33 protein-coding genes are annotated in these 25,284 nt (G+C 30.7%); 32 read left to right on the forward strand and 1 reads right to left on the reverse strand.

The genetic code is table 11. The features are described 5' to 3' along the window. Positions 1-146: 146 nt before the first annotated feature. The 14 genes from T514_RS0118975 to T514_RS0119040 all read left to right on the forward strand — a co-directional run bounded on the left by T514_RS0118975 (position 147) and on the right by T514_RS0119040 (position 11,331). Positions 147-1,040 carry a hypothetical protein gene (locus T514_RS0118975; protein ID WP_027626198.1) on the forward strand — a complete coding sequence of 298 codons (894 nt, stop codon included), beginning with the start codon at positions 147-149 and terminating at the stop codon, positions 1,038-1,040. Positions 1,041-1,071: 31 nt separating this feature from the next. Beyond that, positions 1,072-1,302 (forward strand): hypothetical protein, encoded by a 231-nt coding sequence (locus tag T514_RS0118980; protein WP_027626199.1) that lies wholly within the window; start codon positions 1,072-1,074, stop codon positions 1,300-1,302. Next, positions 1,303-2,019, forward strand: coding sequence for a JAB domain-containing protein (locus T514_RS0118985; protein WP_027626200.1), 717 nt, complete (start codon positions 1,303-1,305; stop codon positions 2,017-2,019). It abuts the gene before it with no gap. Positions 2,020-2,044: 25 nt separating this feature from the next. Further along, entirely contained in the window at positions 2,045-3,034 is a 990-nt protein-coding gene (locus T514_RS0118990) for a DUF3991 and toprim domain-containing protein (RefSeq protein WP_027626201.1), read from the forward strand. A gap of 155 nt (positions 3,035-3,189) precedes the next feature. Continuing rightward, entirely contained in the window at positions 3,190-3,492 is a 303-nt protein-coding gene (locus T514_RS0118995) for a plasmid mobilization protein (protein ID WP_027626202.1), read from the forward strand. Between the two features lie 185 nt (positions 3,493-3,677). After that, on the forward strand, positions 3,678-4,397 hold the full coding sequence (locus tag T514_RS0119000; RefSeq protein WP_027626203.1) for a hypothetical protein: 720 nt from the start codon (positions 3,678-3,680) through the stop codon (positions 4,395-4,397). Between the two features lie 156 nt (positions 4,398-4,553). Further along, on the forward strand, positions 4,554-5,498 hold the full coding sequence (locus tag T514_RS0119005; RefSeq protein WP_027626204.1) for a relaxase/mobilization nuclease domain-containing protein: 945 nt from the start codon (positions 4,554-4,556) through the stop codon (positions 5,496-5,498). 100 nt (positions 5,499-5,598) lie between these two features. Further along, positions 5,599-7,095, forward strand: coding sequence for a P-loop ATPase, Sll1717 family (locus T514_RS0119010; RefSeq protein WP_016207434.1), 1,497 nt, complete (start codon positions 5,599-5,601; stop codon positions 7,093-7,095). 80 nt (positions 7,096-7,175) lie between these two features. Then, complete coding sequence (locus tag T514_RS0119015) at positions 7,176-9,347, forward strand: VirD4-like conjugal transfer protein, CD1115 family (protein WP_027626205.1); 2,172 nt, start codon at positions 7,176-7,178, stop codon at positions 9,345-9,347. Beyond that, on the forward strand, positions 9,337-9,687 hold the full coding sequence (locus tag T514_RS0119020; RefSeq protein WP_027626206.1) for an Mbov_0395 family pilin-like conjugal transfer protein: 351 nt from the start codon (positions 9,337-9,339) through the stop codon (positions 9,685-9,687). The genes T514_RS0119015 and T514_RS0119020 overlap by 11 nt, the downstream gene beginning before the upstream one ends. A 27-nt stretch (positions 9,688-9,714) precedes the next feature. Beyond that, positions 9,715-9,945, forward strand: coding sequence for a DUF6133 family protein (locus T514_RS0119025; RefSeq protein ID WP_027626207.1), 231 nt, complete (start codon positions 9,715-9,717; stop codon positions 9,943-9,945). Between the two features lie 49 nt (positions 9,946-9,994). Next, entirely contained in the window at positions 9,995-10,225 is a 231-nt protein-coding gene (locus T514_RS0119030; protein ID WP_027626208.1) for a DUF6133 family protein, read from the forward strand. Positions 10,226-10,288: 63 nt separating this feature from the next. Next, complete coding sequence (locus T514_RS0119035) at positions 10,289-11,122, forward strand: conjugal transfer protein TrbL family protein (protein WP_027626209.1); 834 nt, start codon at positions 10,289-10,291, stop codon at positions 11,120-11,122. After that, the gene (locus T514_RS0119040; protein WP_027626210.1) at positions 11,122-11,331 is read left to right on the forward strand and encodes a hypothetical protein; all 210 of its coding nucleotides are present in this window, start codon (positions 11,122-11,124) and stop codon (positions 11,329-11,331) included. Before T514_RS0119035 ends, T514_RS0119040 begins: the two co-directional genes overlap by 1 nt. Here the strand turns inward: T514_RS0119040 and T514_RS0119045 are convergent. Beyond that, entirely contained in the window at positions 11,328-11,561 is a 234-nt protein-coding gene (locus tag T514_RS0119045; RefSeq protein ID WP_027626211.1) for a helix-turn-helix domain-containing protein, read from the reverse strand. The two genes, T514_RS0119040 and T514_RS0119045, sit on opposite strands and share 4 nt — an antisense overlap. A gap of 131 nt (positions 11,562-11,692) precedes the next feature. Between T514_RS0119045 and T514_RS0119050 the strand changes: the two genes are divergently transcribed. The 18 genes from T514_RS0119050 (at position 11,693) to T514_RS0119135 (ending at position 25,276) form a co-directional block, all read left to right on the forward strand. Then, positions 11,693-11,875 carry a Spo0E family sporulation regulatory protein-aspartic acid phosphatase gene (locus T514_RS0119050; RefSeq protein ID WP_027626212.1) on the forward strand — a complete coding sequence of 61 codons (183 nt, stop codon included), beginning with the start codon at positions 11,693-11,695 and terminating at the stop codon, positions 11,873-11,875. Between the two features lie 15 nt (positions 11,876-11,890). Next, positions 11,891-12,223, forward strand: coding sequence for a hypothetical protein (locus tag T514_RS0119055; RefSeq protein WP_027626213.1), 333 nt, complete (start codon positions 11,891-11,893; stop codon positions 12,221-12,223). Between the two features lie 62 nt (positions 12,224-12,285). Next, positions 12,286-12,702 carry a prepilin peptidase gene (locus T514_RS0119060; protein ID WP_027626214.1) on the forward strand — a complete coding sequence of 139 codons (417 nt, stop codon included), beginning with the start codon at positions 12,286-12,288 and terminating at the stop codon, positions 12,700-12,702. A 14-nt stretch (positions 12,703-12,716) separates the two neighbouring features. After that, positions 12,717-13,523, forward strand: a complete 807-nt coding sequence (cpaB, locus tag T514_RS0119065) for a Flp pilus assembly protein CpaB (protein ID WP_027626215.1) — start codon at positions 12,717-12,719, stop codon at positions 13,521-13,523. After that, the gene (locus T514_RS0119070; RefSeq protein ID WP_027626216.1) at positions 13,513-14,370 is read left to right on the forward strand and encodes an AAA family ATPase; all 858 of its coding nucleotides are present in this window, start codon (positions 13,513-13,515) and stop codon (positions 14,368-14,370) included. Before cpaB ends, T514_RS0119070 begins: the two co-directional genes overlap by 11 nt. Continuing rightward, positions 14,370-15,734, forward strand: a complete 1,365-nt coding sequence (locus T514_RS0119075) for a CpaF/VirB11 family protein (RefSeq protein ID WP_027626217.1) — start codon at positions 14,370-14,372, stop codon at positions 15,732-15,734. Before T514_RS0119070 ends, T514_RS0119075 begins: the two co-directional genes overlap by 1 nt. After that, positions 15,731-16,660: a membrane protein gene (locus tag T514_RS0119080; protein WP_027626218.1), complete on the forward strand. Its 930-nt coding sequence runs from the start codon at positions 15,731-15,733 to the stop codon at positions 16,658-16,660. Before T514_RS0119075 ends, T514_RS0119080 begins: the two co-directional genes overlap by 4 nt. 75 nt (positions 16,661-16,735) lie before the next feature. Continuing rightward, positions 16,736-17,101 carry a type II toxin-antitoxin system RelE/ParE family toxin gene (locus T514_RS0119085; protein WP_027626219.1) on the forward strand — a complete coding sequence of 122 codons (366 nt, stop codon included), beginning with the start codon at positions 16,736-16,738 and terminating at the stop codon, positions 17,099-17,101. Continuing rightward, a complete protein-coding gene (locus T514_RS0119090) occupies positions 17,094-17,378 on the forward strand; it encodes a helix-turn-helix transcriptional regulator (protein WP_027626220.1) in 285 nt (94 codons plus the stop codon). Before T514_RS0119085 ends, T514_RS0119090 begins: the two co-directional genes overlap by 8 nt. A gap of 116 nt (positions 17,379-17,494) precedes the next feature. Next, the gene (locus T514_RS0119095) at positions 17,495-18,316 is read left to right on the forward strand and encodes a secretion protein F (RefSeq protein WP_423219367.1); all 822 of its coding nucleotides are present in this window, start codon (positions 17,495-17,497) and stop codon (positions 18,314-18,316) included. An 11-nt stretch (positions 18,317-18,327) separates the two neighbouring features. Beyond that, positions 18,328-18,735, forward strand: coding sequence for a DUF4320 family protein (locus T514_RS0119100; protein ID WP_027626222.1), 408 nt, complete (start codon positions 18,328-18,330; stop codon positions 18,733-18,735). Further along, positions 18,726-19,280, forward strand: a complete 555-nt coding sequence (locus T514_RS0119105; protein ID WP_027626223.1) for a hypothetical protein — start codon at positions 18,726-18,728, stop codon at positions 19,278-19,280. The genes T514_RS0119100 and T514_RS0119105 overlap by 10 nt, the downstream gene beginning before the upstream one ends. A gap of 159 nt (positions 19,281-19,439) precedes the next feature. Then, positions 19,440-19,973, forward strand: a complete 534-nt coding sequence (locus T514_RS0119110) for a DUF6550 family protein (RefSeq protein ID WP_027626224.1) — start codon at positions 19,440-19,442, stop codon at positions 19,971-19,973. A 71-nt stretch (positions 19,974-20,044) separates the two neighbouring features. After that, entirely contained in the window at positions 20,045-21,772 is a 1,728-nt protein-coding gene (locus tag T514_RS0119115; RefSeq protein WP_027626225.1) for a DUF8193 domain-containing protein, read from the forward strand. Positions 21,773-21,782: 10 nt separating this feature from the next. Beyond that, positions 21,783-22,349, forward strand: a complete 567-nt coding sequence (locus tag T514_RS0119120) for an MT-A70 family methyltransferase (RefSeq protein ID WP_027626226.1) — start codon at positions 21,783-21,785, stop codon at positions 22,347-22,349. 6 nt (positions 22,350-22,355) lie between these two features. Beyond that, a complete protein-coding gene (locus tag T514_RS0119125; protein WP_027626227.1) occupies positions 22,356-22,733 on the forward strand; it encodes a DUF3846 domain-containing protein in 378 nt (125 codons plus the stop codon). A gap of 10 nt (positions 22,734-22,743) precedes the next feature. After that, on the forward strand, positions 22,744-23,418 hold the full coding sequence (locus T514_RS0119130) for a hypothetical protein (RefSeq protein ID WP_027626228.1): 675 nt from the start codon (positions 22,744-22,746) through the stop codon (positions 23,416-23,418). A gap of 25 nt (positions 23,419-23,443) precedes the next feature. After that, positions 23,444-25,276, forward strand: a complete 1,833-nt coding sequence (locus T514_RS0119135; RefSeq protein ID WP_027626229.1) for a VirB4 family type IV secretion system protein — start codon at positions 23,444-23,446, stop codon at positions 25,274-25,276. Positions 25,277-25,284: the final 8 nt, after the last annotated feature.

Consider the following 25,284-nt stretch of genomic DNA (forward strand, 5'->3'; position numbering starts at 1 on the left):
TTGACGGTGAGAGACTTCAAACCGTTAGTATCTATTACAGATTCGTAGGTTGCATTGAATAACCTATGACTGTTCTTTAAATCTGTTCCACTGATATAGAGCAGCGTGAAGGGAGAATTTTAAGACAAGGAAATATAAATCCTGAGGTGAATATCTATAGGTATGTTACCAAAGATACTTTTGATTCATACCTTTGGCAGATTGTAGAGCAAAAACAAAAGTTCATATCGCAGATAATGACTTCCAAATCTGTTGCAAGAAACTGTGAAGATGTAGATGAAACAGTACTGTCCTATGCAGAAGTTAAAGCTTTAGCTACTGGGAATCCCTTAATAAAGGAAAAGATGGATATTGATAATGAAGTATCAAGACTAAGAGTTTTAAAAGCTGCCTATGATAGTCAAAAATATACCCTTCAAGATAATTTCACTTTTAAATATCCAAAACTTATTAGTGAAGCTAACAGCCAGTTTGAATGTGTTATTAAGGATATTGATAAAAGAAATATGGAGGATGGTAAGGAGTTTTCAATAATTATAAATGGTAAATTATTTGATGAAAGAGAAAAAGCAGGAACAATGCTTCAGAGTCTTTATGAGAAGATACCTAAAGGTGAGGAGCTTCATGTAGGAAGTTATAAAGGTTTTGAATTAAAACTTAGAAAAAATCTCTTCTATGAAAAGCATGAACTCTTAATTCATGGTAATTTAAAATACACGGTAGACCTTGGAGATAGTGCTCATGGAAATATGCTTAGAATTGAAAATGTACTAAATAATCTTGAAAGCAAAATGGAGAATATAGAAACAAAGATTGAGGAATATAAAAGAAACTTAGAACAGTCAAAGCTAGAATATGAAAAACCATTTCCTTATGAAGAAGCATTAAAAGAAAAGCTATCAAGACAATTTGAGCTAAACTCATTACTGGATCTTAATAAAAAAGACAATGAAGTTATAGTAGATGAAGATGCATTAAGTAAGGAATGTGAGGAAAATGAAGGGTTAAAAGAACAGGAATATGATGAAATGGAAATGTAAAAAAGATTTTGAAAAAGATGGGGTGAGGTAAGTGAATAAAAATAAAGGAATAAATAGAGATAACTATAAATATATAAGTTCTTTAATAGCACAACTTTTAGAACTTGATATAGACACCGAAGAAAAAATAACAGGTTATATTGAAAACTATGGAGTAGATAACTTCCTAAAAGACTATGACAAAATGGAGCTTCCTTATGAGACTTATGAAAAATTAGAAAGCTTAGAGATGATTATAGAAAATATGGGAGGTGCGGTGTAAATGGATAAGAATATGCCCTATACTAATAACTTTTTAAAAGGCTTAACCAGTTTGACAGGTATTCCTATAAAGAAAATTCAAGAATATGCAAAAGAAAATAATCCTTTTAATATATTAGAGCATCCAAAAGTTATAGAACCAAATGAAAGGCAACTTCAAAAAATAGGACTGCTTAATGAATTTATAGCTTCTTACAACCTACTTAAAGTACATGAAAGTGAAAATAAAATTAAGTTTTCATCTCCCAAAGAAGCAGCTGATTACTTTGTTCCATTATTAAGCGGTATAAAGGATAAAGAGAAATTTATGGTGGCATTTTTAGATAATGGAAACAACATAATTCAGACAAAAATAATGTCAGAAGGGAATATAGCTCAAGCAGTAATTTATCCAAGAGACATTTTAAAAGAAGCTCTAGCTTGTGACTGCAAAGCAATGATATTAGCACATAATCATCCAGGAGGTTCTAATTCTCCATCCAATGCGGATAAAGCATTAACACAAAAGCTTGTAAATATATTTTATCCCTTAGATATAAAAATACATGATCATATAATAGTTGCAGGAGTGAATTTTTGTTCTATGGCTGAAAAAGGTTATATGCCACAAGCTATAAATGAATTAGCTAGCTATGAACCAATAAAAATAGAAAATAAAAATATATTAGAAGAAAATCAAAGCTTCAATTCTCAGTTAGACGAGGAATTGGAGCTTTAACTTTATTTATAGGAGGGAATAGTCCATGGCAATGGAAAAACTAAGATTTACTGATGAAGAAATATCTAAAGCTGATAGTGTAAATATAATAAGCTATGCCTTAAGTGCAGGATATCCAGTAAAGCAAGTTACTTCTCGTTCCTTTAAAATAGATGGCTATGGAGGTTTATATATTCATAGTGATGGCCATAAATGGAATTGGTTTTCTCAGAATAAAGGTGGTGGAGCTATTCAGTTTGTAATGGAAATGGAGAATAAGTCCTGGGTAGATGCAGTAAAAACTCTAATAGGAAAAACAGATGAAATTGTACGATATAAACCTCCAGAAGTTATTGAAGAAGAAACAAAAGGAGAATTTATTCTTCCAGAAAAAAATACTACATTTAAACATATCTTTGCCTATCTTATTAATTCAAGGGGCATTGATAGTGAAATTGTAAGAGATTTTGTTAAAGAACATAAGCTATATGAAAATGCACATGGTAGCTGCGTATTTGTAGGCTTTGATAAGGAAAACAATCCTAAATATGCAAGTATAAGAAGTACTAATACTACAGGTAATTCTTTTAGATGTGATGTAAAAAACTCAGATAAAACCTATCCATTTTGTAAGGAAGGAAAGAATAGTGCAGTATGTATATTTGAAGCTCCTATAGATTTAATGAGCTATCTTACATTGATAAAAAAACATAATATACGAAGCTTTGATAATCACTGTATTTCTCTTGGAGGAGTTGGGGATAAGGCTCTTGAATACTACTTAAAAGAAAATCCTGATATAAATAAAATAATGCTCTGCCTTGATAATGATGAGGCAGGGCATTTTGCATGTAATCAAATTTTTAATAAATATAAATATAGCTATGAAATTGTAAGGCATAAACCTAAAGGAAAGGATTTTAATGAAGATTTAATAGAATTAATTAAGGAGTCAAAGGCAACAAAAATAAGTGAAAATGAAGCTATGTATGGAAGTAGCGATTACTCAAATGAGTTTGAGGATATGAGTATTTAGAAAGGTAAAGAGTTCTTTTTTCAATATCCAAGAAGACTGAGCGAAAACCATGGGTTTGAGGTGAAGGCAAGCTTCCTATTGGTATAGCCAATAGCTTGTTAAGAATGGGGAAATCCCCAAGCCCCTTTAAAAGTCACTTAGAAAGAAGGGATGGTATGAGAAAAAGAAATGTTCAAACTAATATTAGAATGACAGAAGATGAAATAGAGCAAATAAAAAAGAAAGCTAAGAAAGCTAATATGACATTTAGCAATTATGTTATAGCTTCTGCACTTAATAAAGATATTGTGGTTATTGATGGAATAAAAGACTTTACTCATCAACTTTCTAAAGTAGGTACAAATATTAATCAATTAACTATGCTTTGCCACCAAGGAAAGATAACTTGTCCTGATATAAATTCTGTAAGTAAGATGTTGAAAGAGATATGGGAGAAACTTATAGGAATTAGGAAATAAGATAAAGTTCTTGGAATTATTGAGAAATTAATAGAAGTGGAATATAATTTTGTATAACTAATAAGATATTTGAAAATAATAGACATTTATCTAGTTGTTTATAAATTATGTAGAATATTTGTAGACAATGAAATGTATAAATCAGAATTTATCATTAAAATTTTTTATAATTGGAGGATTGTTGGATGCGGTTATATAGAGCCATGCCCATGAATGAAAAAATACTAAATAGCCATAAAAGAGTCTTTTCCAAGGGGCAAAATGTTATCAGTAATATTTGTGTTTTAAATGAAATATACAGTCAGATAATCCCTACACATAAGTTGAATAAAGCAAATAAGAATAGAATTATTTTTTCATTCACAGATGATATAGATGTAGCTTGTAGATTTATAGAAGAATATTCTATGACATATAATAAAATCGGATATATAGATTTAGAAATTTCAGATGAAACTTCTGCATTATTAATAAATAATGAAAATGTTCTATTTATTAAACCGATTTTTAGATTGTCGGATTGGATAGATTTAGCCATTTACAATGTAAGTGAAAATAAAAATTATTGTCTCCCAATTACTATAAATAACGTCAATTACGCACGAAAAGAATTTCCGTTAATAAATACCTTAGTTCCAAGTAGATGGGGAGCTTTAAGTTTAGCACGTTCTGCAAGAGAATATGTGGTAATATGTAAAAATTTAGTTCCTGATATACTATCAAAAAAGGATATTGATTACGAGAGAAAAAATAAGCACCTTAAAGATTATAATCTATTTCTTTCTGATAATGATTCCATCACAAAAAAAGAAGTTGTAAAAAGTTTGAAGAACGACCTTGAAAAAATTAACATATCTCAAGTACGCAAAGATTACCTATTTAAGTTATTATCTGAATGCAAATGAAAGAAATAGAATGGTCATAGTATTTAGATTACAAATTTCAATTCATCGAAATTAAATTGTGCATTCTATAAGGTATTAAAATTATAAGAACATTTGTTATTTTAAAATAATATGTGTTTTTATTTTACTTCAATTTATATAAAGTGTGGTGAATTTATGGCGGTAATAGAGTTTATAAATGCATCAAATAATACCTATAAAGGTATGAAAAGAGCTATAAATTATATAAAGAATCCTCTAAAGACATCAGAACATTTAACTGGAGGAAAAGATTGTTCATCAGATACAGCTTATGAAGAGTTTGTTATGATTAAGCAGAATTTTAATAAAGAAAAGGGGAGACAGTTTATACATTTTATTCAATCCTTTTCTCCCAATGATAAAGCTACACCGGAAATTATAAATGAAATAGGTAAAAAGCTTTTGGAACATGAAGTATTTAATGATTTTCAGGTAATATATGCAACTCATACAGATAAAGAACATCTTCATACTCATTTTATTGTAAATTCAGTTGGTTTTTCAAAAGGATGTAAGTGGCAGCTATCTAAGGAACAATTAGAAAGTCTTAAGGAATATTCAGATGAGTTATGCAAAGAATATGAGCTTATTGTTGTTGATGGAGAAAAAGGAAAGCACAAAAATAGGGGGGAATATAGGTCAACTGATAAAAAGCAAAGTTGGAAATATGAGTTGTATCTTGCTGTAAAGTATTGTAAATGGTGTAGCAGAAGTAAGGATGAGTTTATAGAAAATATAAATAAGCTTGGCTATAAAGTTGATTGGATAGATGAAAGAAAATATATAACTTTTACGATTCCTGATGGAAAGAAGTTCAGGAATAGCAAATTATATCCACCAGAACAATTTACAAAAGATGCACTTCTTAAAGCTTTTGAATTAAATAAACAGAAGGCGGATAAAAAGCAGCTTGAAGCAAGGAGGGAATTGCTATTGACAGCAATTGAAATGATTTGTAAAGATAATACTAATAATTATAATTATCTTTTACCTTTAACTACACTTGAGGGTCAAGCAAAGAAGGAAAGAGCAATTGAGGAAAGCAAAGGAAGAGGATTAGATTGGGAAAAAGAAATTTGAGATCGAAAAAGGGTTGTTCTTGTAACTAAAGCAAAAAAATACTATAATTGTAATATGTAAATTAATGATATTTTGGTTATATCCAAAAGGAGTAAGATATATGGGGGAGTTATATCAAAGTTTAGGATTTAGTGAGAATCCTTTTTCGAGATTTTCAGCAGAAGAAGAAATTGATTATTTATCTGATATATATATTAAACCTAGGTATTTCGACACTTTAATAAATGACTTAAGTAATGGAGCTAGTAGGTTTATATTTGGCGACAGAGGAAGCGGAAAATCAGCATTAATAATAGAACTAAAAAAAGAACTAGAAAAAAATAATATATTTGCAATAATAATTCAAAATTATGATGATATTCCACTAAAAAATAATGATAAACACATGATATATTTGATGATACAGGAATTGTTAAAAAAACTAGTTGTTGTACTTTCAAAAAATTCATTTCTAATTAAGAAATTGGACAAGTATGACAAAGAAAAATTAGCTATATTTATTAGAGATTTCTATAATAGCATGAGTAGACGAGAATATGAAGATTCATTTAATAAGATATCAAAGGTAAAGGCTAAAAATACAATAAAAAATATATTTAACACTATTTTAAATAAACCAATAAATATTGCGATATCATCAGGAATAGAAATAACTTCTGATCTCGTGTGTAAAAGCTTCAATCTGCCTAAAACTGGGAATTTGGATTTTTATAAGAAATACATACCTGACTTAAAGTTAGAAGAAATTAATAAAAAACAAAAGGAAGAGTATTTTTTATCAAATTATAAGTTACTAAAAGATATGTTACTAGAGTTAATTTTTATTATAAAAAAACTTGGGTTTAAAAATACAGTAATATTTTTTGATAGAATTGATGAATTTAAAGCGCTAGGTGGAAAAATAAATAATATTGTAGATTTCACTGTGCAAATGTTAAAGGATACGGACTTATTATATACGAAAGAATTATCATTAGTATTTAGTATATGGAATGACATAAAAAGAAAGCTAAATGAAGATGGGATACGGTTTGATAAATTTAAACCTATTGATGTATCTTGGAATAACGAGGATACAATTAATATATTGCAAAAAAGATTGGCACACTTTGCTATTAATAAGCCTTATGATTATAAAAACTTGTTAGAAAAGGAAGAGTGCTTAGAAGATCTAATATATTTAGTAAATAAGTCACCAAGAGATTTAATACGTTTATTTTCAGCTATTTATGATGAACAATCAATAAGTAATCCTCAAAGTAAAGTGTTTCAGATGGATAATATTCATAAAGCAGAAATTAAATATTGTAGACAATATGATTATTACTCAGTATTCCCTTCCAAAATTGGAACTAAAGAAGACATTGTAAGCATCGTTAAGAAAATACTTAAAGTTGGAAAAACGACATTTAAAAGCAGTGATTTAGTATCAGAATTTAAATTTAGTACACAGTCTGCAAATTCATATATTAAGATTATGAAGGATTATGGACTAATATGCGATAATGAACAAATTGTTAGTGTTCCCAAAGAATATATAGTAATAGATCCTAAATTAGTTTATTTAATAGATAATAGTATTAAAGAATTAAAATAATTATACATAAGAACAAGATCTATCTAATTGTAGGTCTTATTTTTATCCACAAAATTCAATTAACAAAGGAGAATTGCCCAATGAAATATAAAACCAAAAAGCTTATTATAAGTCTGCTCATCCTATTGAGTGGGCTTTTTCTAAACATTTATTTTTCAACTATAGTTCATCAGCTGCTTTCAAAGCAAATGACAATACTAAAAATTCCAAACTTAATAACTTGTATCCAGAGTATAGCGTCAAGTAAACAGCACTTGATGCTTTTTTTATGCCTTAATGGATTTAATATTCTATTTTCAATATTTTATTATTTTGCCAATGATAAGCCGTATCAGAGTGAGTTAAGGGAGATAACTCCTAAAATTTCAACACCAGTGCCAGCAGGTCAAAAGCAATTTGGTTCTGCTGAGTGGCTTACAGAAAAAGAGAAGGATTCAGCTTTTAATAACTTTATTCTAAATCCAAATGACAACAGGGTAAAGGCATTAATAGAACAAGGATATGATGATCTAAAAGAAATGAAGAAAGGATGGAATGAAAGAGAAGATGAAGAGGAAAAGAAGCAAGAGAAATGCTCAGAGAGGAAAGAGCAATTTACCATGGAAGGAGAAAAAGGAAATATTCAAGGAGAATCCAAAGATGAAACCTCAAAATGTTCAGGTGAATTTACCAAAGCTCTTTTACCGCAGGGAGGGATAGTTTTAGGTTGTAAAAAGCATAAGGGAAGTGAAAAGATTTATTTTATAGGAGAAGATGTTCATAGCCTTTGTATTGGCGCTACACGTTCAGGTAAAACGAGAACGGTGGTACTTGAAAGCATAGGTACAATAGCACTTGCAGGGGAAAGTATGATATTAAGTGATCCTAAGGGAGAATTGTATGCATATACCTATCCTTTTTTAGAAAGGTTAGGCTATGAAGTTATAGCTATAGATTTTAAAAATCCTGAAAAGAGTAGTAGGTATAATTTCCTGCAGCCTATAATCGATGCAGTAGATAACAATGATGTTGCTAAAGCTATTGATGCAACTTGGGATTTAACCTCACAGCTTGTAGGAGAACCAAAGGGTGAGAGAATATGGACAGATGGTGAAGCTTCTATAATTGCAAGTGCTATTATGAGTGTGGTTTATGACAACAAAGATGGAAATAATAGAAAATATCAGAATATGACTAATGTTTACTACTTTATTAGTGAGATGTGCAAGTCTACTGGTAATACTATGCCAATAATAGAATATGTTAAAAAGCTAAATCCTTCCCATCCTGCTAAAGCTTTACTTGCCATTTCAGAAGTAGCACCAAGTAAAACTAGAGGAAGTTTCTATACTGCAGCTCTTACAACTCTAAGATTATTTACTAATCCTTTAATCAATTCCATGACTAATGTAAGTGACTATAATCCTAAGGAAACAGGCAGTAAAAAGAGAGCTATATTTATAATACTTCCAGATGAAAAAACAACTTACTATACCTTGGCAAGTTTATTTGTATCACAGCATTATATTGAACTTGTAAAAAGTGCAGATGAAAGAGGTGGAAGACTAAAAAACAGAGTAAATTTTCTACTTGATGAATTTGGAAATTTTGCTACAATACCTGATTTCTCTAATAAGCTAACCGTTGGTGGTGGCAGAGGAATCAGGTTTAATTTATTTCTACAGAGTTTTGCACAGCTTGATGACAAGTATGGAAAGGAGGTGGCAAAGACCATAAAAGGCAATTGTGAAAACTGGATTTATCTTCAGGCAGACGATATTGACACTCTTGAGGAAATATCAAAAAAGCTTGGGAATTATACAGTATCTACTTATTCTTTAAGTGCATCTCAAGCAAAATTTTCTACTCCATCCAGCTCTCAAAGTATTAATCTAACCCATAGAGCACTACTTGCAGCAGATGAAATAAGGCTAATATCAAGACCTTACAGCTTAATTACTTCAAGAAATAACCCTGCAATTATGTATTCACCAGATTTATCAGCTTGGGAGTTTAATAAAATGTTTGGACTTGGAGATAAAGAACATAACAGAAAAGTAAGGGAGCTAAGGCAAAACAGAAGAAAATCAAGAAACATAACTATGTCTGATATGGACTTATGGGGAATATGGCTTTACTATGCTGCAAAGGAGGAAATGGGATTAATAAAGCAATCAGTAAGAGATATGCGTATGCAGGTTTCTAAAATCCAATCAGGATATTTTTATGAAGAAAGCGAAAAGAAAGGAGAACTATACAGCGATGAAGATTAAGAATTTATTAAAGAAAGTAAAAGAAAAGGCTTGGGTAGTAATTTTAACTTTATACGCCTTATTTATGAGTAGCTATACAGTCTATGCTGATGATAATGTACAAAATAGCAAACTTGTAAAAGGTACAGAAAAACTTATAAATGACATAACAACTTGGCTTATGATATTTGCTCCAGTAGTAGCAGGAGTGCTTATAATATACTTTTTTATAAGACGTAGTGCTGCCGATGATATGGATCAGAAGAAGTGGAACAACAGAATTGTAGTTGCTATAGTTTCTTGCATAGGTGCAGTTATAGCTTCAGCCACATTAAATTTAATAATTGGATATTACAAATAATTTTAAAAAAATTGGAGGTATTTATTAATGAAAAATTTAGTATTAATGATGCAATTAAAAGCAATGAGTAAGATGAATTTAGTAAAAGAAGCTTTAAAGATTAAAAGCGGTGAGGGCTTTGTTGATACGGCAGTAAAAATACTTATGTCAGTAGTAATAGGAGCATTAGTTCTTGGAGGACTATATCTATTATTTAAGGACACAGTTCTCCCTACATTAACTCAAAGAATAAAGGATATGTTCAATTTCAAAGGTTAAAAAGTTATAAAAAAGTAAAAGAAAATATAAAAAGTGGAGGGATTTATTAATGAGAAATTTAGCATTAATGATGCAATTAAAAACAATGAATAAGGTGAATTCAGTAAAAGAAGCTCTCACAAGTAAAAGCGGTGAGGGCTTTGTTGATACCGCAGTAAAGATTCTAATGTCAGTAGTAATAGGAGCACTTGTACTTGGTGGATTATATCTATTATTTAAAGATACAGTTTTACCAACATTAACTCAAAGAATAAAGGATATGTTTAATTTTAAAGGCTAATAAAATCGTTTAAAGGGCTTGCAAGTTTAAACTTCAAGCCCTTTAAACTTGGAGGTGATGATGTTGGAGGCATTACTTGTAATGCTAATTGCAGGGATATTAAGTGGCTGCCTTGCATATGTAAATTCTCTTTTAAATGATCTTGTCTCGATAGCTCTTCATGCAGAAAAATATATGGATACTCTAATTGGTACAAATGGATTTACGGAAGTGTTTAATATATTTTTGGCTTTTGGTATATCTCTTATAGTGCTTAAATTTCTAAAGAAAGGCTTTGAGCAGTATGTGCTTTGGACAGAAGGTGATGCAGACGCAGATCCCTTAGTATTTCTTACTGGATTTTTTAAAGCGTTGGCAATAGCAGTAAGTTTTCCTACACTATATCTTTGGCTTGCAACAATAGTTGAAGATTTAACAGATAAGGTAATAAATTTAATAAGTAGGGGAATGACAACAGATTTTTCAGCAGTAATAACAGGAATATCAAGTGCAGGACTATTTACAGCTATAATATCCTTGATATTTTTCATATGTTTCTTTCTTTTATACTTACAGTTTTTAATGAGAGGTATGGAAATATTAATACTAAGGATAGGACTTCCCTTAGCTTGTGTAGGTATTTTAGATGCAGATAAAGGAGTATTTAGAACCTATATACAAAAGTTTTTTCAATCAACTTTAGCTGTAATGGTTCAGATAGTGCTTGCAAAGGTAGGAGTAGCACTAATGCTTAATACTCATGTGTTTTGGGGAATAGCAGCCCTAATGCTTGCCATAAAAACACCAAGATTCCTTCAAGAATTTATTATCGTATCTGGTGGTCAAGGCTCTGGATTAATGGGAAATATATATCAATCTGTAAGACTTGTACAGATAGCGAAAGGAGCTTTTAAGTAATGGATTTAGTAAAAGAAATGGCAGATGCTTTTATGGTATTAATAAGAGCAGGGGCAGTACTTAGGGTAATTTATTGTATTATTCGTATGGGAGCATCTGAGGAAGAAAGCTCTATGTATAAGAAGAGAGCAAAAAACACAGCGATTTTTTATATAATAGCTGAGTGTATATGGCAAATTAAAGAATTAATAATGAACTATTATAGCTAAATTTTATCTTTAAGGAGTATTTCAATTTTAGCAATAAACACACTAGGTTTAACCTTTAAACTGTTACAAATATTAAAAATAACACTAAGAGTAGGCTTTCTTTTTCCTCTTTCTAAAAGGCTAATATAGGTTCTGTCTAAATCACATTTATCTGCTAATTCTTCTTGAGAAAGATTTTTTTCAGTTCTATATTCCTTTAAAACAATGGCTAAAGCTTCTTCTAAAAGCATTAAAATCATCCCCTTCTATATAATTGTCAAAAAAAAGCGACAAGAAGTCCACGGACTATAGTCTACAAATGATAAAACATATGGTATAATATCTCAATATAATATTATTATGGAAAATGTGGGTGGGGATTATGAAAAAAAGCATAGAACATATAAATAATGAAATAGAAAATCTAAGAATTGTTTTAAATGAAATATGTGCCTCTATAGATGATGAAAGTCTTACGGAGGAAATTTTAGATATAAGCAGACAAATGGACAAACTTATAATTGATTATATAGAGGAAAAAAGAAAAATGGTAAAAACTAAATAAGAATGGAGGATAACAATGGAGCAATTTGAAAAAGAAACTTTATATATACCACTGGGACTTAAAACAAGAACAGAAATTTTTGAAGGTTTTGGCAAGGAAGAACTTTTAAAATCTATAGGAGCTACGTTCATTGCATCAATAATTGATGCAGTAATATATTTAATAACAAGGAACACCGCATTTTGTGTGGTGTTTCTTCTATCTTCAATTGCAGGCTCAGTCATGATGCTTACAAAAGATAAGACTAATATTTCAGTAGTGGATCAGATAAAATTTATGGTAAGATTTCATAAATCTCAAAAGGTTTATAGATACAAATATTTGGAAGAATGGAATATAGGCACCTAACATTTACTTAATTAAATGAAGGGTGCTTTAATTTTGACTGAAAGAAAGGTGAAAAGTTAGGGATGGATATATTTGTTATTAAGGGTATCTTGTATGTCTTAATTTTAGCCTATGCAAGTTTTTGTGATATAAAGACTAAAACTATTCCAGACAAAGTCCATATATTAATAATTATTGTAGCATTAATCAATTTAGACAGTTTAAATTCAATAATAGGCTTATTATTTGTCCCAATGCCATTTTTTATTACAGCTTTAATAAAAGGTGGAGGTATAGGTGGCGGTGATGCTAAGTTTATGGGAGCTAATGGATTTTTTCTTGGAGTGAAAGGAGGGCTTTTTGGAAGCTTTTTAGGGCTTATCATTGCTATAACAGTAAATAAAGTTTATTACAAAATTAAAAAGAAGGATAATAACATATCCTTTCCATTAGCACCTTATCTTTCGGTAGGGTGCTTTTTAACATATTTATTATTTTGAGGAGGAATTTTTGAATGAAAAATTTATTAAAAAACAGAACGGTAATAGGACTTTCAGCTATAGTTTTATCTCTTATTATATGCTTTGGTATAACACCATTATACAATAATGCACTACAGTCAAAGGTTAAAATAGTGAGGATAAGTAAAGATATTTCTAAGGGAGAAATTATAAGCTCTGATAAGATTGAAACCGTTGAAATAGGTGGATATAATCTGCCAAAGAATGTATTAATAGATAAAGATAGTGTTGTAGGTAAATATGCTACAGCAGATTTAAGTAAAGGAGATTATATTTTAAGTAGCAAGATTTCAAATAGTCCCTTAGCAGAAAATAAATATCTATATAGCCTTGATGGTAATAATCAGGCGATATCAATAAGTATAAAAAGCTTTGCTGCAGGGCTTTCAGGAAAACTTCAAACAGGAGATATTATTTCTATAATTGCATCAGATTATGGTGAGTTTAGAGAAACTGTTATACCGAAAGAGCTTCAATATGTAAGAGTCCTTGCAGTAACTACTAGCGAAGGAGCAGATAGGGTTTATAATGAAAAGCAAACAAATGAAAAAGATAAGGAACAGGAATTGCCATCTACTATAACTCTTTTAGTAAATAGAACTCAAGCAAAACTACTTGCAGATCTTGAGCAAAAAAGTAAAATCCATGTGTCCTTAATATATAGAGGTTCAGAGGAAAATTCTCAAAAATTCTTAGATGAGCAAAAGAAGCTTATAAATGATAATAAAGATAGTAGCACAGGAAATATGAGTAATACAGATAACTCAGTAAGTCAGGGGGCAAGTACAAATGAACAATAATAAAATAATTGCTCTTTGGGGAAATCCTGATGCAGGAAAAACTACTGTAAGCATTAAACTTGCTAGAGAACTTTCTACAAAAAAGAAAAATGTTATAGTGGTGTTTTGTGATGTGCTTTCACCAAGCATTATGACAATATTACCCTATGCAAAAGAAGAAAATAAATCTTTAGGTATCATATTATCAGCTCCAGAAATAACTCAGGAAGATATTTTATCAAAATGCATTACCTTAGAAAAAAATCCTTATATAAGTCTCCTAGGATATTCTCAAGGAGAAAATATATTTACTTATGCTTCTTATTCAAAGGAAAGAGCAGTAGATTTTTTAATACTTCTAAGGCATATTGCAGATTATGTTATTATAGATTGTTCAAGTGTTTTTGCCTATGATACCTTATCAGCAGTAGCACTTGAAATGGCAGATAATGTAGTAAGGCTTTGCAGCAGTAATTTAAAGGCAATATCCTACTTCGCTTCTTATTTGCCACTGCTTGTAGATAGAAGATTTAATGTAAATAAGCATATTAAGGTTTTATCAAAGGTAAAGGAGAAGGAACCAAAGGATCAGATAATAGAAATGTATAGAGGAATAAAATATGAGCTGCCCTATACAGAAGAAATAGAAAATCAATTTTTATCAGCATCACTTTTTAACCATCTAAAGGATAAGAATAGCTTAGAATATGAAAATACTATAAGAGCTTTAAGTAATTATCTTATAGATGAAAAAGAGAATACTAAAAACTCAATTTCAAAAAAGAATGCTGTAGAAATTAAATCAAAAATAAAAGAGATTTCCTTATTTAAAAAAGCTTTTGTCTTTGGGAAGGGAGGAACTAAGTAGTGAATAATGCAGCTTTGTTTTTCAATACAGGGAAAAACTTAAAAGAATTCCCAGACATACTACAGGATGTACAGGAACATATTTCAAATAAATATTCAAATCTTATTTCAGATAATCCAAATGAGCAGAAGGAGCAAATAAAATCCTATATTTCAAAATATATTATGGACTATTCCTTAGGGGTAGAAGGATTAAGTTTTGATGAACTTGTAGAAAAACTTTATTCAGAAATGGCAGAGTTTTCATTCTTAACAAGGTATTTATTTAGAAAAGATGTAGAAGAAATCAATATAAATCAGTGGAAAGATATTAAAATAACTTATACTAACGGAGAAATTCTGCCTACAAAGGAGAAATTCAATTCACCTGAACATGCTATAGATGTAATAAGAAGACTGCTTCATAAGTCGGGAATGATTTTAGATAACTCTCAGCCCATAGTAAGAGGACATTTATCAAATAAAATAAGAATAACTGTATTTGGTACTGGTGTTATAGATGATGATAAAGGAATTTCAGCTTCTATCCGTATTGTAAATCCTCAAAAATTAGCTAAAGAGAACTTTATTAAAAATGGCACAGCTACAGAAGAAATGCTGGATTTTTTAAGTATATGCTTAAGATATGGCATAAGTATGTGTGTAACAGGAGCAACGTCTTCAGGTAAAACTACCTTAATGAGCTGGCTTTTATCTACAATTCCAGATGATAAAAGAATATTTACCATAGAAAATGGAACAAGAGAGTTTGACCTTGTGAAAACAGATGAAGAAGGAAAGGTAATAAACAATATAGTTCATACAGTAACAAGATATAGTGAAGATAAAAAGCAAAATATAGATCAAGAAAAACTCCTTGAAAGTGCTTTAACCTTTAACCCTGACTATATATGTGTAGCTGAAATGAAGGGAGAAGAATCCTTTGCAGCTCAAGAGGCAGCAAGAACAGGACATGCAGTAATAACTACAACCCATGCAAATTCCTGTGAAGCTACTTATTTTCGTATGATGACCCTTTGTAAAATGAAATATGATATAAATGATGACACCTTATATTCTTTAGTTACAGAAGCTTTTCCAATAGTTTTGTTTACTAAAAAGCTTGAAGATAATTCAAGAAAAGTAATGGAAATTACAGAGTGTGAAATACTGCCTAATGGTAAAAGGCAAATTCACACTCTTTTTCGTTATCATATTAAAGAGAATACAGTAAAAAATGGAAAAGTTAAAATAATAGGTAACTATGAAAAAGTAAAGGATATATCAAAGAGTCTTCAAAAAAGGCTTCTTGAAAATGGAATGCCATTAAGTGTACTAGAAAGCTTGCTTTCTAAAAATGTAGTAGAAGAAGGTGAAGAAAAATGACCTTATTAAAATTAATAGCTTTCTTAGGAATAATTTCAGGGAGTTTTATATTACTTTCCTTGTCACCCTTTGAATTCTTTGAAGCTATAGCAAATAAATTTAAAGGCAAGAAAAAAACTATTAAAACAAAGGTTAAAGAAGCTACAAATAAGAAAAAGCCAAGAGGAATAAAGCTTCTTCTTGAAGAAACTAAAGAAATACTAAAGATTACAGGAAAAACAGAAAAGTTTTATACTCTATGTGTAGCTTCATTTTTCTTATTTGTAATGGGAGTTATTGTAGCTGTATCTATGAATAACTTCTTTTTAGTTCCAGTGCTCTCTATAGGCTTTTCGCTTGTACCTTTTTGGTATATAAAATTTACAGCAAACTTTTTTAAAAAGCAGTTAAATGCTGAACTTGAAACAGCTCTTTCAGTAATTACCACATCCTATATGCGAAGTGAAAGTATAATAACCGCAGTAGATGAAAATATAACCTATTTAAATCCACCAGTATCAGATGTATTTAAAGGTTTTTTAACTCAAACCAAGCTTATAAATTCTAATATGAAAATAGCATTAGAAAACCTTAGGAGCAAAATAGATAATGATGTATTCAGAGAATGGGTGGATGCAGTAATAGCCTGCCAAGAGGATAAAAACTTAAAAACCACCTTAACACCAATAGTGTCAAAGCTTTCAGATATGAGAATAGTAGGAGCTGAACTTGATTATCTTCTTTATGAACCTATGAAAGAGTTTATAACTATGACTATACTTTTAATAGGAAATATTCCACTAATGTATTTTCTAAATAAGGAATGGTACGAAACGCTACTATTTACTGGCATAGGGAAAGCAATACTTGCAGTTTGCATAACTGTCATATTTATATCATTAGCAGCAGTAATTAAATTAACTAAACAAGTGGAATATAAGAGATAAGACATTGACTAAAGTTATCGTATATGATAACATATAATTAATAAATGCATATATTATAAAGAGGGAGATATAAACGTGGATTGGAAGGTTGAATTCTACCAAAGAGAAAATGGTAACATCCCTGTAATGGAATTTTTATCATCACTCTCACCTAAAATGAGAGCAAAAGCATATAGTGAAATAGAACTTTTAAAGGAGCATGGCATTTATTTAAAAGAACCTTATGTAAAACCCATTAAAGGGGAACAATATAAAGGAATATATGAGTTAAGAATAAAATTAGGATCAGATGCATCAAGAATATTTTATTTTACTTATCATAGAGATACTTTTGTATTGTTAAATGGATTTCTTAAAAAAACAGATAAAACGCCAAAGCTAGAGCTTGAAAAAGCAAAAAGGTATAAAGAAGATTTTGAAAAGAGGTGTGAAGATGAGTAAAGCAAGTGTTGATTTTTCAGTAATTAAAGAAGAACTTATGAAGGATAATGAGTTCAAAGATGAGTATGAAAAACTAAAACCACGCTATGAGCTTATTTCAGAAGTAATAAAAGCAAGAAGAGAGCTAAACCTAACTCAGGAAGAATTAGCTTACCGTATAGGAACTCAAAAATCAAATATTAGCAGGCTTGAAAGTGGAAACTACAATCCCTCTTTAGACTTTCTTAGCAAGCTTGCAAAAGGATTAGGAAAAGAAATTCATATTGAATTAAGGTAATGTAAAATAATTGGAACACGCAAGGCAAAAGCTTTGCGTGTTTTTGTGTGAGGTGAAATTAATATATGTTAACAATACTATTTATATTTTCCTGTCTATTTTCCTTTGGAGTATACATGCTAATGGCAGATTTATTAAAACTCCCTAGTTTAAAAGCTTCAAAGGCAGTAATAAGCATAAGCAGGAGAGAAAAGAAAAAGACACACAATTCGGAACTATATATATTACAGCTATCAACTAAGCTATCAAAAATTATAAAGCTTAATGAGTATAAAAAAAGAAAACTTACAGCAATTTTAAAATCCGCAGAAATAAATTTAACTCCAGAAACCTACATTGCAAAAGCTTATGTTAAAGCAGGTTTAGTACTATTTAGTATTATTCCTGCTTTATTTATTTTACCAATAATAACTCCAGTAATCTTATTTTTAGCTATAGCAATATATTTTAAAGAAATTAAGGTGGCTGAGGATAAGGTTAAAAATCAAAGAGAGGAAATAGAATATGAACTTCCAAGATTTACTGCTACTCTAACTCAAGAGCTTAAAGCAAGCAGAGATATACTGTCTATTCTTGAAAATTATAAGCAAAATGCAGGAAAAGCCATGAAAAGAGAACTTGAAATAACTGTTGCAGATATGAAATCAGGAAGCTTTGAGGGAGCACTTACAAGGTTTGAAACAAGACTTGGAAGTTCAACACTTTCAGAGGTCGTAAGAGGGCTTATAAGCGTACTTCGTGGTGATGATGGAGTGGTATATTTTCAGATGTTATCCCATGATTTAAAGCAATTAGAACTTCAAAGACTTAAAACACTAGCAGCAAAACAGCCATCAAAAATAAGAAAATATTCCTTTGCAATGCTTATGTGCTTTGTACTAATGTATCTTGTTGTAATGGGGATTCAAATAATGAAAACCATGGGGCAATTGTTCTAGGAGGTGGTACAGTGATTAAACTTTTAAAAGAAAAGAAAGGCGAAGGATATATTGATACTGTAGTTATTATAATTGCAGCTATGATGGTTATTGCTTTTGTAGTAAAAATATTTCCTGTATTTGTGGCAAAAAATCAATTAAATACTTATGCCAATGAAATTATGAGAACCGCAGAAATTTCAGGAAGAGTAGGTACGGAAGTAAGTGCGAAGGTAGAAAGTTTAAAAGATCAAACAGGAATAAGTCCTGCTATATCATGGCAGGCAAATTACATTAGTGGAACAAATAAAGTACAGCTAAATGATGAAATTACTGTAGCAGTTACTAAAACGGTGGATATAGGTTTCTTTAGTTTTGGCTCTTTTCCTATTGAACTTAAATCTAAAGCTACGGGGAGGAGTGAAGTGTATTGGAAGTAAAAAACATAAGAAGGATATTGAAGGAGAAAAAAGGAAATGCTCTTCCTCTTGCTTGTGCAATAGTTTTATCACTGATAATAATATTTAGTGCAGTATCAGAATACATGAGGCTTCAAATTATAGCAAAGGGAGTAAGGGATGCACTTCAAACTTCTGTAATAGCTGTGGCGGCTCAAAATTATGATGATGTATATAATGGGCTACGTGAAGGATATAGTGGAGGCTATAATCTAAACCAAGCTAATTTATGGGAGAGTAAAGTAGATACAGGAGATATATTTACTTATCTTGATAATCTTTTAGGTTTAGAGAAAAATGGTGTATATCACATTAAATTTACGGGAAAAGAGACAGAATATAAGCTTTCAGATCTTAAAATAAATATTATAAATACACCATTAGCACCGTTAAATCCTAATACTTCAAATAAATTTCAAGCTCAAGCTACTATCCATATTGAAGTACCTTTATCTTTTGGATGGGATAAGCTGCCACCACTACAAATAAATTTAAAGGTCAATGCAGGGTATACTTCTAAGTTCTAAAGTTAATCACATATCCACAAGAGAGGATGTGGACAACGTGTGAATAAGTAAAAATAAAAAAATAAAAAAACATCTGGACAAAATACAAAAAGTGTGTTTATTTTTTAACAAGGGCAGAAAAACCCGTTATGTTGAAAAAAATTAAGGGAGTGAATGTGGATGAAAAAACTTAATTTTAATGTAAAGAAAAATTTAACTGTAACACTTCTTGTTGTTTTAGCTATAGCTCTTGGAGCAGGCTTAATAAGTTATGTAAATAAAACACCTAAAAATAAAGAGGATAAAGTCTTATCAGATATTAATAAGGTAGATGAAGTTAAGGTAGAGGAAATAAAAACAGAAAATGAAGAAAAAGCTAAAGTACCAGTTATTAATGCTGCTGATAGTACAGAAAAATCCTCTCAAAATAATGTTGTAAGTAGTAATACTGAAACAGTACCTAAAAAACCAGAACCACCAAAGGAAAAACCTAAGACTACAGATGATATAACAAATAAAAATAAAGTACCTACTTATCCTGAAAAAGCAGTAAAACCACAGAAAGAATCAAGTCCTAAGGGAGGAGAAAAAAATAACAAAGGACAAGTATATGTTCCAGGGTTTGGTTGGGTTAACGATGAAGGTGGTGGTGGTCAAGGAACAAATGTAACATCTGATGGTGATATTAATAAGCAAGTGGGTACAATGGATTAGTTTAATAAAAAAGTATTTTTAGAGAGTATGGTTAAAATCTGTACTCTCTATTTTTTTGGAGGTGTAAGCTTATGAAAAGAGTAACAGCATTTTTACTTTGTTTAATGTTAATAATTTTTTCTGTACCTATAAGTGTATTTGCTGAAGGAGATGGAAACTTTGACGGCGGAGGAGGTGGAATGGGAAATGGATCATCTCAAAACTTTTGGAATCCAGGGAATGATGGGGTAAGGATTACTGTTATCAGGTGTAGAGATCAAATGCCAGTAACTACACCTATTGATTTCTCAAATAAAAATCAAAATAATATAAAAATACATTTTGGAAAGAAATCAAAAATTCAATATAGAAACGGAAGTTCCTTGCAAGCATACACAAGTGTGTATAACTATTATATTCCATCTCAACCTATGCCAAGGATAATTGGTTCAAGTAGCTATACTATAAATATTGAAGCTACTAAAAAATACTTTTGTTCTGAATATGCTCTAAGGTTAATTGCAAGTCTTACTGGTATGAATTATGAAAATCTTATAAGCGGAGATTATAAAATACTTATTGAACCTATAGCTTACATGACTTTTCAAGGAGTGTATATGGCAATGACTGCACATGAAGCAGCATTATATGATGAAAAACTTGGAGGAGGTTTAAGAGCAAAGATGGTAAGTTTATCTCATAAGAATTTGCCCCTTGCTTTGTTTTTACAAACTTCTGATTTAGGTTTTGCTGCTTGGTCAGGATCGAGTAATCAAAAGGTATCAAATACTCAAATAAAAGCCTATTTAGGACTTGGTGTCATAAGGTTTAGTGAGGCGGATAAGGGAGTAGATATTGATAGTAATTCCTATGAATATAGATGTGACACAGATGTTATTACTTCAATAACTGTAAATACAGATAGAAGAAGAACACCTGACAATCCTGTATCTGTAAGCTTTAGAGTAAATGGACAAAACTACACTGTAAGTAATATTTATATTCCAGAAGGAGAATCTCAAAAGGTTTGGTTTAAATGGCACACTCCCAAAACACCACAAACATTAAATATAGATGTAAGTATAAGTGGAGCATCTGCAAATAAAGCAAATATTACAGCCAAAATAGTAGACCTTAAAGAAAATACTCCACCAAATCCTACTGCTAATGATAAGAACCCAAGTTTTAAAGCTTCTAGTATTCCAAGTAAAGCTCCAAAAACTTCTGCTACATGGGGAAAATGGGATTGTTATTGGGAACCTAAATGGGAATGGCAGGCAAACTGGAACTGGGTTAGTACAGGTAAAAACACTGGATACTGGGTTGATAATGGTCATTGGGTTGATAGAGGAGATTGGAAATATAAATGGATAAGTTACTATGCTTATCTTTCAGCCAATATGAACCTTCAGCCAGATGCTAAAGTCCCTACAGCCTATTCAAAAACTATGAAATCAGGATATGGAATAAACTTAAATGTAACTTCTAATCTTAGTTCTAATGCTACAAGCTCATCCATAACAGGTGCTCAAAATATTATTTCTTATTATCCTGAATTTAATTATAAAACTTATAATAGAGTATTAGAAATGATAACAGCAGGTTATTCCTCAAGTTTTCAGCTTAGAAAAAATAAATATTCTACCTATAATCAAAGAGTACATTTTACTCCAATATGGTATCCAGATGGAATCTATTCTGTATATGCAGAAGTAATAGATGTATGGACACCAGATGGTATGCTTTCTGTTAATTTAAATGATTATGTAAACATAAAAGGCAGCTTGTATGACGATTGGCATATAGGCCCACAGTTTTAGGGTGAAACTTATGCGATTTAATATAATTTATGCTGATCCACCTTGGAGCTATAAAGTATATTCTAAAAAAGGTAGAGGAAGATCTGCTGAAAATCATTATAATACTATGAGTCATGAAGATATATACAATCTTGACGTAGCAAGTTTAGCTATGGAAGATTGTATTTTATTTTTATGGGTTACTTTTCCTAACTTACTTGTAGGGCTTGAAACTATGAAAAGATGGGGATTTACTTATAAAACCTTAGGGTTTTGCTGGGTAAAGAGAAATAAGAAAAGTCCAAATTGGTTTTGGGGACTGGGATTTTGGACAAGAGCTAATCCGGAAATATGCCTAATTGGAACTAAAGGTCACCCTAAAAGAATATCAAAAGCAGTTCATTCAGTTATAGATTTACCTATTGAAAAGCATAGTAAAAAACCTGAGGAAGTAAGGAAAAGAATAATTGAGCTTTGCGGATATTTACCCAGAGTTGAACTCTTTGCACGAGAAACTCATGAAGGATGGGTTTGTCTTGGTAATGAAATTGATGGCTTAGATATTAGAGAAAGTATTAAAAAAGTAAAGGAGATGTAAAAACTTATGAGAGTATTAATAGTTCAACCTCAAATAAGGCCTTATGTTGCAGAAATAGAAGAAGGTTTAAAACCTATGCAGGAGATAGTTGGAGGCTCAATTGAAATGCTAGACTTAGATGATAATACAAGCCTTGTTTGTAATGAAGAAGGTAAAATAAGATGTCTTGAAGGAAACAGACGTATCGGCAGAGACATAATTGCTGGTACGTTTTTTCTTTGCGGCTTTAATGAAGATGGAGCATCTATTTCACTAACAGATGAGCAGATTTCAAAATACTATGAAAGGTTTAGAGAACCAGAGTATTATTCTCAGGAAGAAGTAGAAGACTCAGCTTTTATGGATGTTTATGTACCAGATTATGAAGATGATATGGAGCTGTAGGAGGTGCACCATGAAACCTATTATAGCAATTGTTATGTTATTGCTTTGTTTAATTTGTGGAGGTTTAACACTGCTATTTTTAAAGAAGAATAGTAAAAGAACAAAGGATACAGAAAATAAAGAGCAGAAAACTGCTAATGAGTTTGTAAATGTAAAAGATATTAAAGAACGCTATTTATATACACGAGATGGCTACATTATCATGTATATAAAAATTAATCCTATAAGTATTGATTTGTTATCAGAAAGAGAAAAAAAGCTTTTATGTAAAACTCTTACAGCAGAGCTTTCAAGTGAGCAAAAGCCTTATAAGTTTTTAGCAGTATCAAGACCAGTAGATATTTCGCCACTTATAAATGAGTATACAAGTATTATTTCAAATAGCTCAGATCAAAAGCAAAAGGATTTGTTAAGAAATGAAATGCTAGTAATGAGTAATTACGCTTTATCTGGAGAAGTTGTTGAAAGGCAGTTTTATATAATGCTTTGGGAAAAGTATGAAGAAGATATTGAAAGAGAAATATCTAAAAGATGCTATGAATTTAAATCAAAATTTGAAAGTGGGAATATCCATTGTGAAATATTAAAACAGCAGGATATAGTGAGACTTTGTAATCTTATAAATAATCCAGCTTATACAAATATTGAGGATAGTGAGTTTGAAGCCACTATCCCTATTTTTTAAGAAAATGAAGATGGGAGAGAGAATAATGGTTAGAAATAAAAAGAATCTAGAAACGGAAATAATGTTAAACAATGCTCTTTTAAATATAATTACTCCTATGGGACTTGAAATTAAAAGAAATAGTTTAGTTATAGGAGAAAATACAGGGAGAATATATGGAATAGTAAAATATCCTCAAAAGGTTGATTATGGATGGCTTTCTAAAATTACAAACATTCCAAGTACCATTGTTAGTGTGTCCTTTACACCTATTGACAATGGTTCTTTTATTGAGAGTCTATCAAGAAATGTTATTCAAAGCCGTAGTATTGCTGAAAGTGCTAAAGATCCACTAGCTCAGAAAAGGGCAGAACGTTCAGCTTTAGATGGAGAAAAGATAATGGTGCAAATAGACCAAAACGGTGAAACTGTTGGACTTATGGGAATTACTATTATGCCAATATCAAGAGAAGATGAAAGCTTTGATAAGGTTTGCAGAAAAACTGAAAGTACATGTGCCATGAGTAAATGTAAACCAAGAAACCTGTCAAACTTGCAGGAGCAGGCATTTAAAAACTGCTCACCATTTTATACTTCAGATGAAAATATAGAGCAGATAGTAAGCAGAATAGTTCCTTTATCCACCTTTGTAGGTGGATTTCCTTTTTCATCAAGCAGTTATAATGATGGAAGAGGTTATTATTTCGGAAGAGATTCCAGTGGTGGATTAATTATACTAGATACTTGGAAGAGAGGAAATGATAGAACCAACACTAACATGGTTATAATGGGGGTAGCAGGAGTTGGAAAATCTACAGCAGTTAAACATATAGCCTTATCTGAATATATGAAAGGTACTAAAATTATATTTGTAGATCCAGAAAGAGAATACAAAGAACTATGCGAAGCTTTAAATGGAGATTGGATTAACGCAGGTGGAGGCAGTAATGGGAGAATAAATCCACTTCAAATAAGACCAACACCAGTAGATGATAACGATGAAGTTTATAAAGATGAAGGTCAAGGTATGGGTGATATGGCTCTTTATATTAAGAATTTAGAAATATTCTTTAGCTTGTACATTCCATCCTTAACAGATAGAGAAAGAGCTATTCTTAAAGATTGCTTAATTGAGCTATATAATAACTTTGGTATAACTTGGGATACAGATATAACAAAACTTAGTAATGAAGATTTTCCTATATTTTTAGACTTATACAATTTAATAGATAAAAAAGCAAAAGAAAAAACAAGAAAAGAAAGTGAAGCCAATATTTATGATGATCTTGTATTACTTTTAAAAGATATAGCCATGGGAAGTGATTCTTTTCTTTGGAATGGATATAGCTCTATTAAGACTAATACAAGGTGTATATGTCTTGATACCCATGATTTACAAAATACTAATGACAATATTAAAAGGACTCAATATTTTAATATTCTTACTTGGTGCTGGCAGGAAATGAGCAAAGATAGAAATGAAAGAGTACTGTTAATCTGCGATGAAGCTTACCTTATGATTGATACCAATGTACCTCAAAGTCTAGTATTTTTAAGAAATGTTGAAAAAAGGGCAAGAAAATACGAAGCAGGAGTTGCTATAATAAGCCATTCAGTTGTAGATTTTCTTGATCCACAAATAAAAATGTATGGACAGGCACTTCTTGATATACCATGCTTTAAAATCATAATGGGAACAGATGGCAGGAATCTACAGGAAACAAAGGAACTTTACAACCTAACAGATGCAGAGGAGGAGCTGCTTGCTAGTAAGAAAAGAGGAAATGCACTACTTATGATAGGTTCTAAGAGGCTTCATGTGGTGTTTGAGATACCTGAATATAAATTTGAGTATATGGGTAAGGCTGGGGGAAGATAAATAATATA

This window comes from Clostridium lundense DSM 17049 (assembly GCF_000619945.1).
GTDB lineage: Bacteria > Bacillota > Clostridia > Clostridiales > Clostridiaceae > Clostridium_AO > Clostridium_AO lundense.

Excerpts from the sequence above, each read along its gene's own strand:
- T514_RS0118985 (WP_027626200.1), top strand. The coding sequence starts at position 1,303 with ATGGATAAGAATATGCCCTATACTAATAACTTTTTAAAAGGCTTAACC.
- T514_RS0118990 (WP_027626201.1), top strand. The coding sequence starts at position 2,045 with ATGGCAATGGAAAAACTAAGATTTACTGATGAAGAAATATCTAAAGCT.
- T514_RS0118995 (WP_027626202.1), top strand. The coding sequence starts at position 3,190 with ATGAGAAAAAGAAATGTTCAAACTAATATTAGAATGACAGAAGATGAA.
- T514_RS0119000 (WP_027626203.1), top strand. The coding sequence starts at position 3,678 with ATGCGGTTATATAGAGCCATGCCCATGAATGAAAAAATACTAAATAGC.
- T514_RS0119005 (WP_027626204.1), top strand. The coding sequence starts at position 4,554 with ATGGCGGTAATAGAGTTTATAAATGCATCAAATAATACCTATAAAGGT.
- T514_RS0119010 (WP_016207434.1), top strand. The coding sequence starts at position 5,599 with ATGGGGGAGTTATATCAAAGTTTAGGATTTAGTGAGAATCCTTTTTCG.
- T514_RS0119015 (WP_027626205.1), top strand. The coding sequence starts at position 7,176 with ATGAAATATAAAACCAAAAAGCTTATTATAAGTCTGCTCATCCTATTG.
- T514_RS0119020 (WP_027626206.1), top strand. The coding sequence starts at position 9,337 with ATGAAGATTAAGAATTTATTAAAGAAAGTAAAAGAAAAGGCTTGGGTA.
- T514_RS0119025 (WP_027626207.1), top strand. The coding sequence starts at position 9,715 with ATGAAAAATTTAGTATTAATGATGCAATTAAAAGCAATGAGTAAGATG.
- T514_RS0119030 (WP_027626208.1), top strand. The coding sequence starts at position 9,995 with ATGAGAAATTTAGCATTAATGATGCAATTAAAAACAATGAATAAGGTG.
- T514_RS0119040 (WP_027626210.1), top strand. The coding sequence starts at position 11,122 with ATGGATTTAGTAAAAGAAATGGCAGATGCTTTTATGGTATTAATAAGA.
- T514_RS0119045 (WP_027626211.1), bottom strand. The coding sequence starts at position 11,561 with ATGCTTTTAGAAGAAGCTTTAGCCATTGTTTTAAAGGAATATAGAACT.
- T514_RS0119050 (WP_027626212.1), top strand. The coding sequence starts at position 11,693 with ATGAAAAAAAGCATAGAACATATAAATAATGAAATAGAAAATCTAAGA.
- T514_RS0119055 (WP_027626213.1), top strand. The coding sequence starts at position 11,891 with ATGGAGCAATTTGAAAAAGAAACTTTATATATACCACTGGGACTTAAA.
- T514_RS0119060 (WP_027626214.1), top strand. The coding sequence starts at position 12,286 with ATGGATATATTTGTTATTAAGGGTATCTTGTATGTCTTAATTTTAGCC.
- cpaB (WP_027626215.1), top strand. The coding sequence starts at position 12,717 with ATGAAAAATTTATTAAAAAACAGAACGGTAATAGGACTTTCAGCTATA.
- T514_RS0119070 (WP_027626216.1), top strand. The coding sequence starts at position 13,513 with ATGAACAATAATAAAATAATTGCTCTTTGGGGAAATCCTGATGCAGGA.
- T514_RS0119080 (WP_027626218.1), top strand. The coding sequence starts at position 15,731 with ATGACCTTATTAAAATTAATAGCTTTCTTAGGAATAATTTCAGGGAGT.
- T514_RS0119090 (WP_027626220.1), top strand. The coding sequence starts at position 17,094 with ATGAGTAAAGCAAGTGTTGATTTTTCAGTAATTAAAGAAGAACTTATG.
- T514_RS0119095 (WP_423219367.1), top strand. The coding sequence starts at position 17,495 with ATGCTAATGGCAGATTTATTAAAACTCCCTAGTTTAAAAGCTTCAAAG.
- T514_RS0119110 (WP_027626224.1), top strand. The coding sequence starts at position 19,440 with ATGAAAAAACTTAATTTTAATGTAAAGAAAAATTTAACTGTAACACTT.
- T514_RS0119115 (WP_027626225.1), top strand. The coding sequence starts at position 20,045 with ATGAAAAGAGTAACAGCATTTTTACTTTGTTTAATGTTAATAATTTTT.
- T514_RS0119120 (WP_027626226.1), top strand. The coding sequence starts at position 21,783 with ATGCGATTTAATATAATTTATGCTGATCCACCTTGGAGCTATAAAGTA.
- T514_RS0119125 (WP_027626227.1), top strand. The coding sequence starts at position 22,356 with ATGAGAGTATTAATAGTTCAACCTCAAATAAGGCCTTATGTTGCAGAA.
- T514_RS0119130 (WP_027626228.1), top strand. The coding sequence starts at position 22,744 with ATGAAACCTATTATAGCAATTGTTATGTTATTGCTTTGTTTAATTTGT.
- T514_RS0119135 (WP_027626229.1), top strand. The coding sequence starts at position 23,444 with ATGGTTAGAAATAAAAAGAATCTAGAAACGGAAATAATGTTAAACAAT.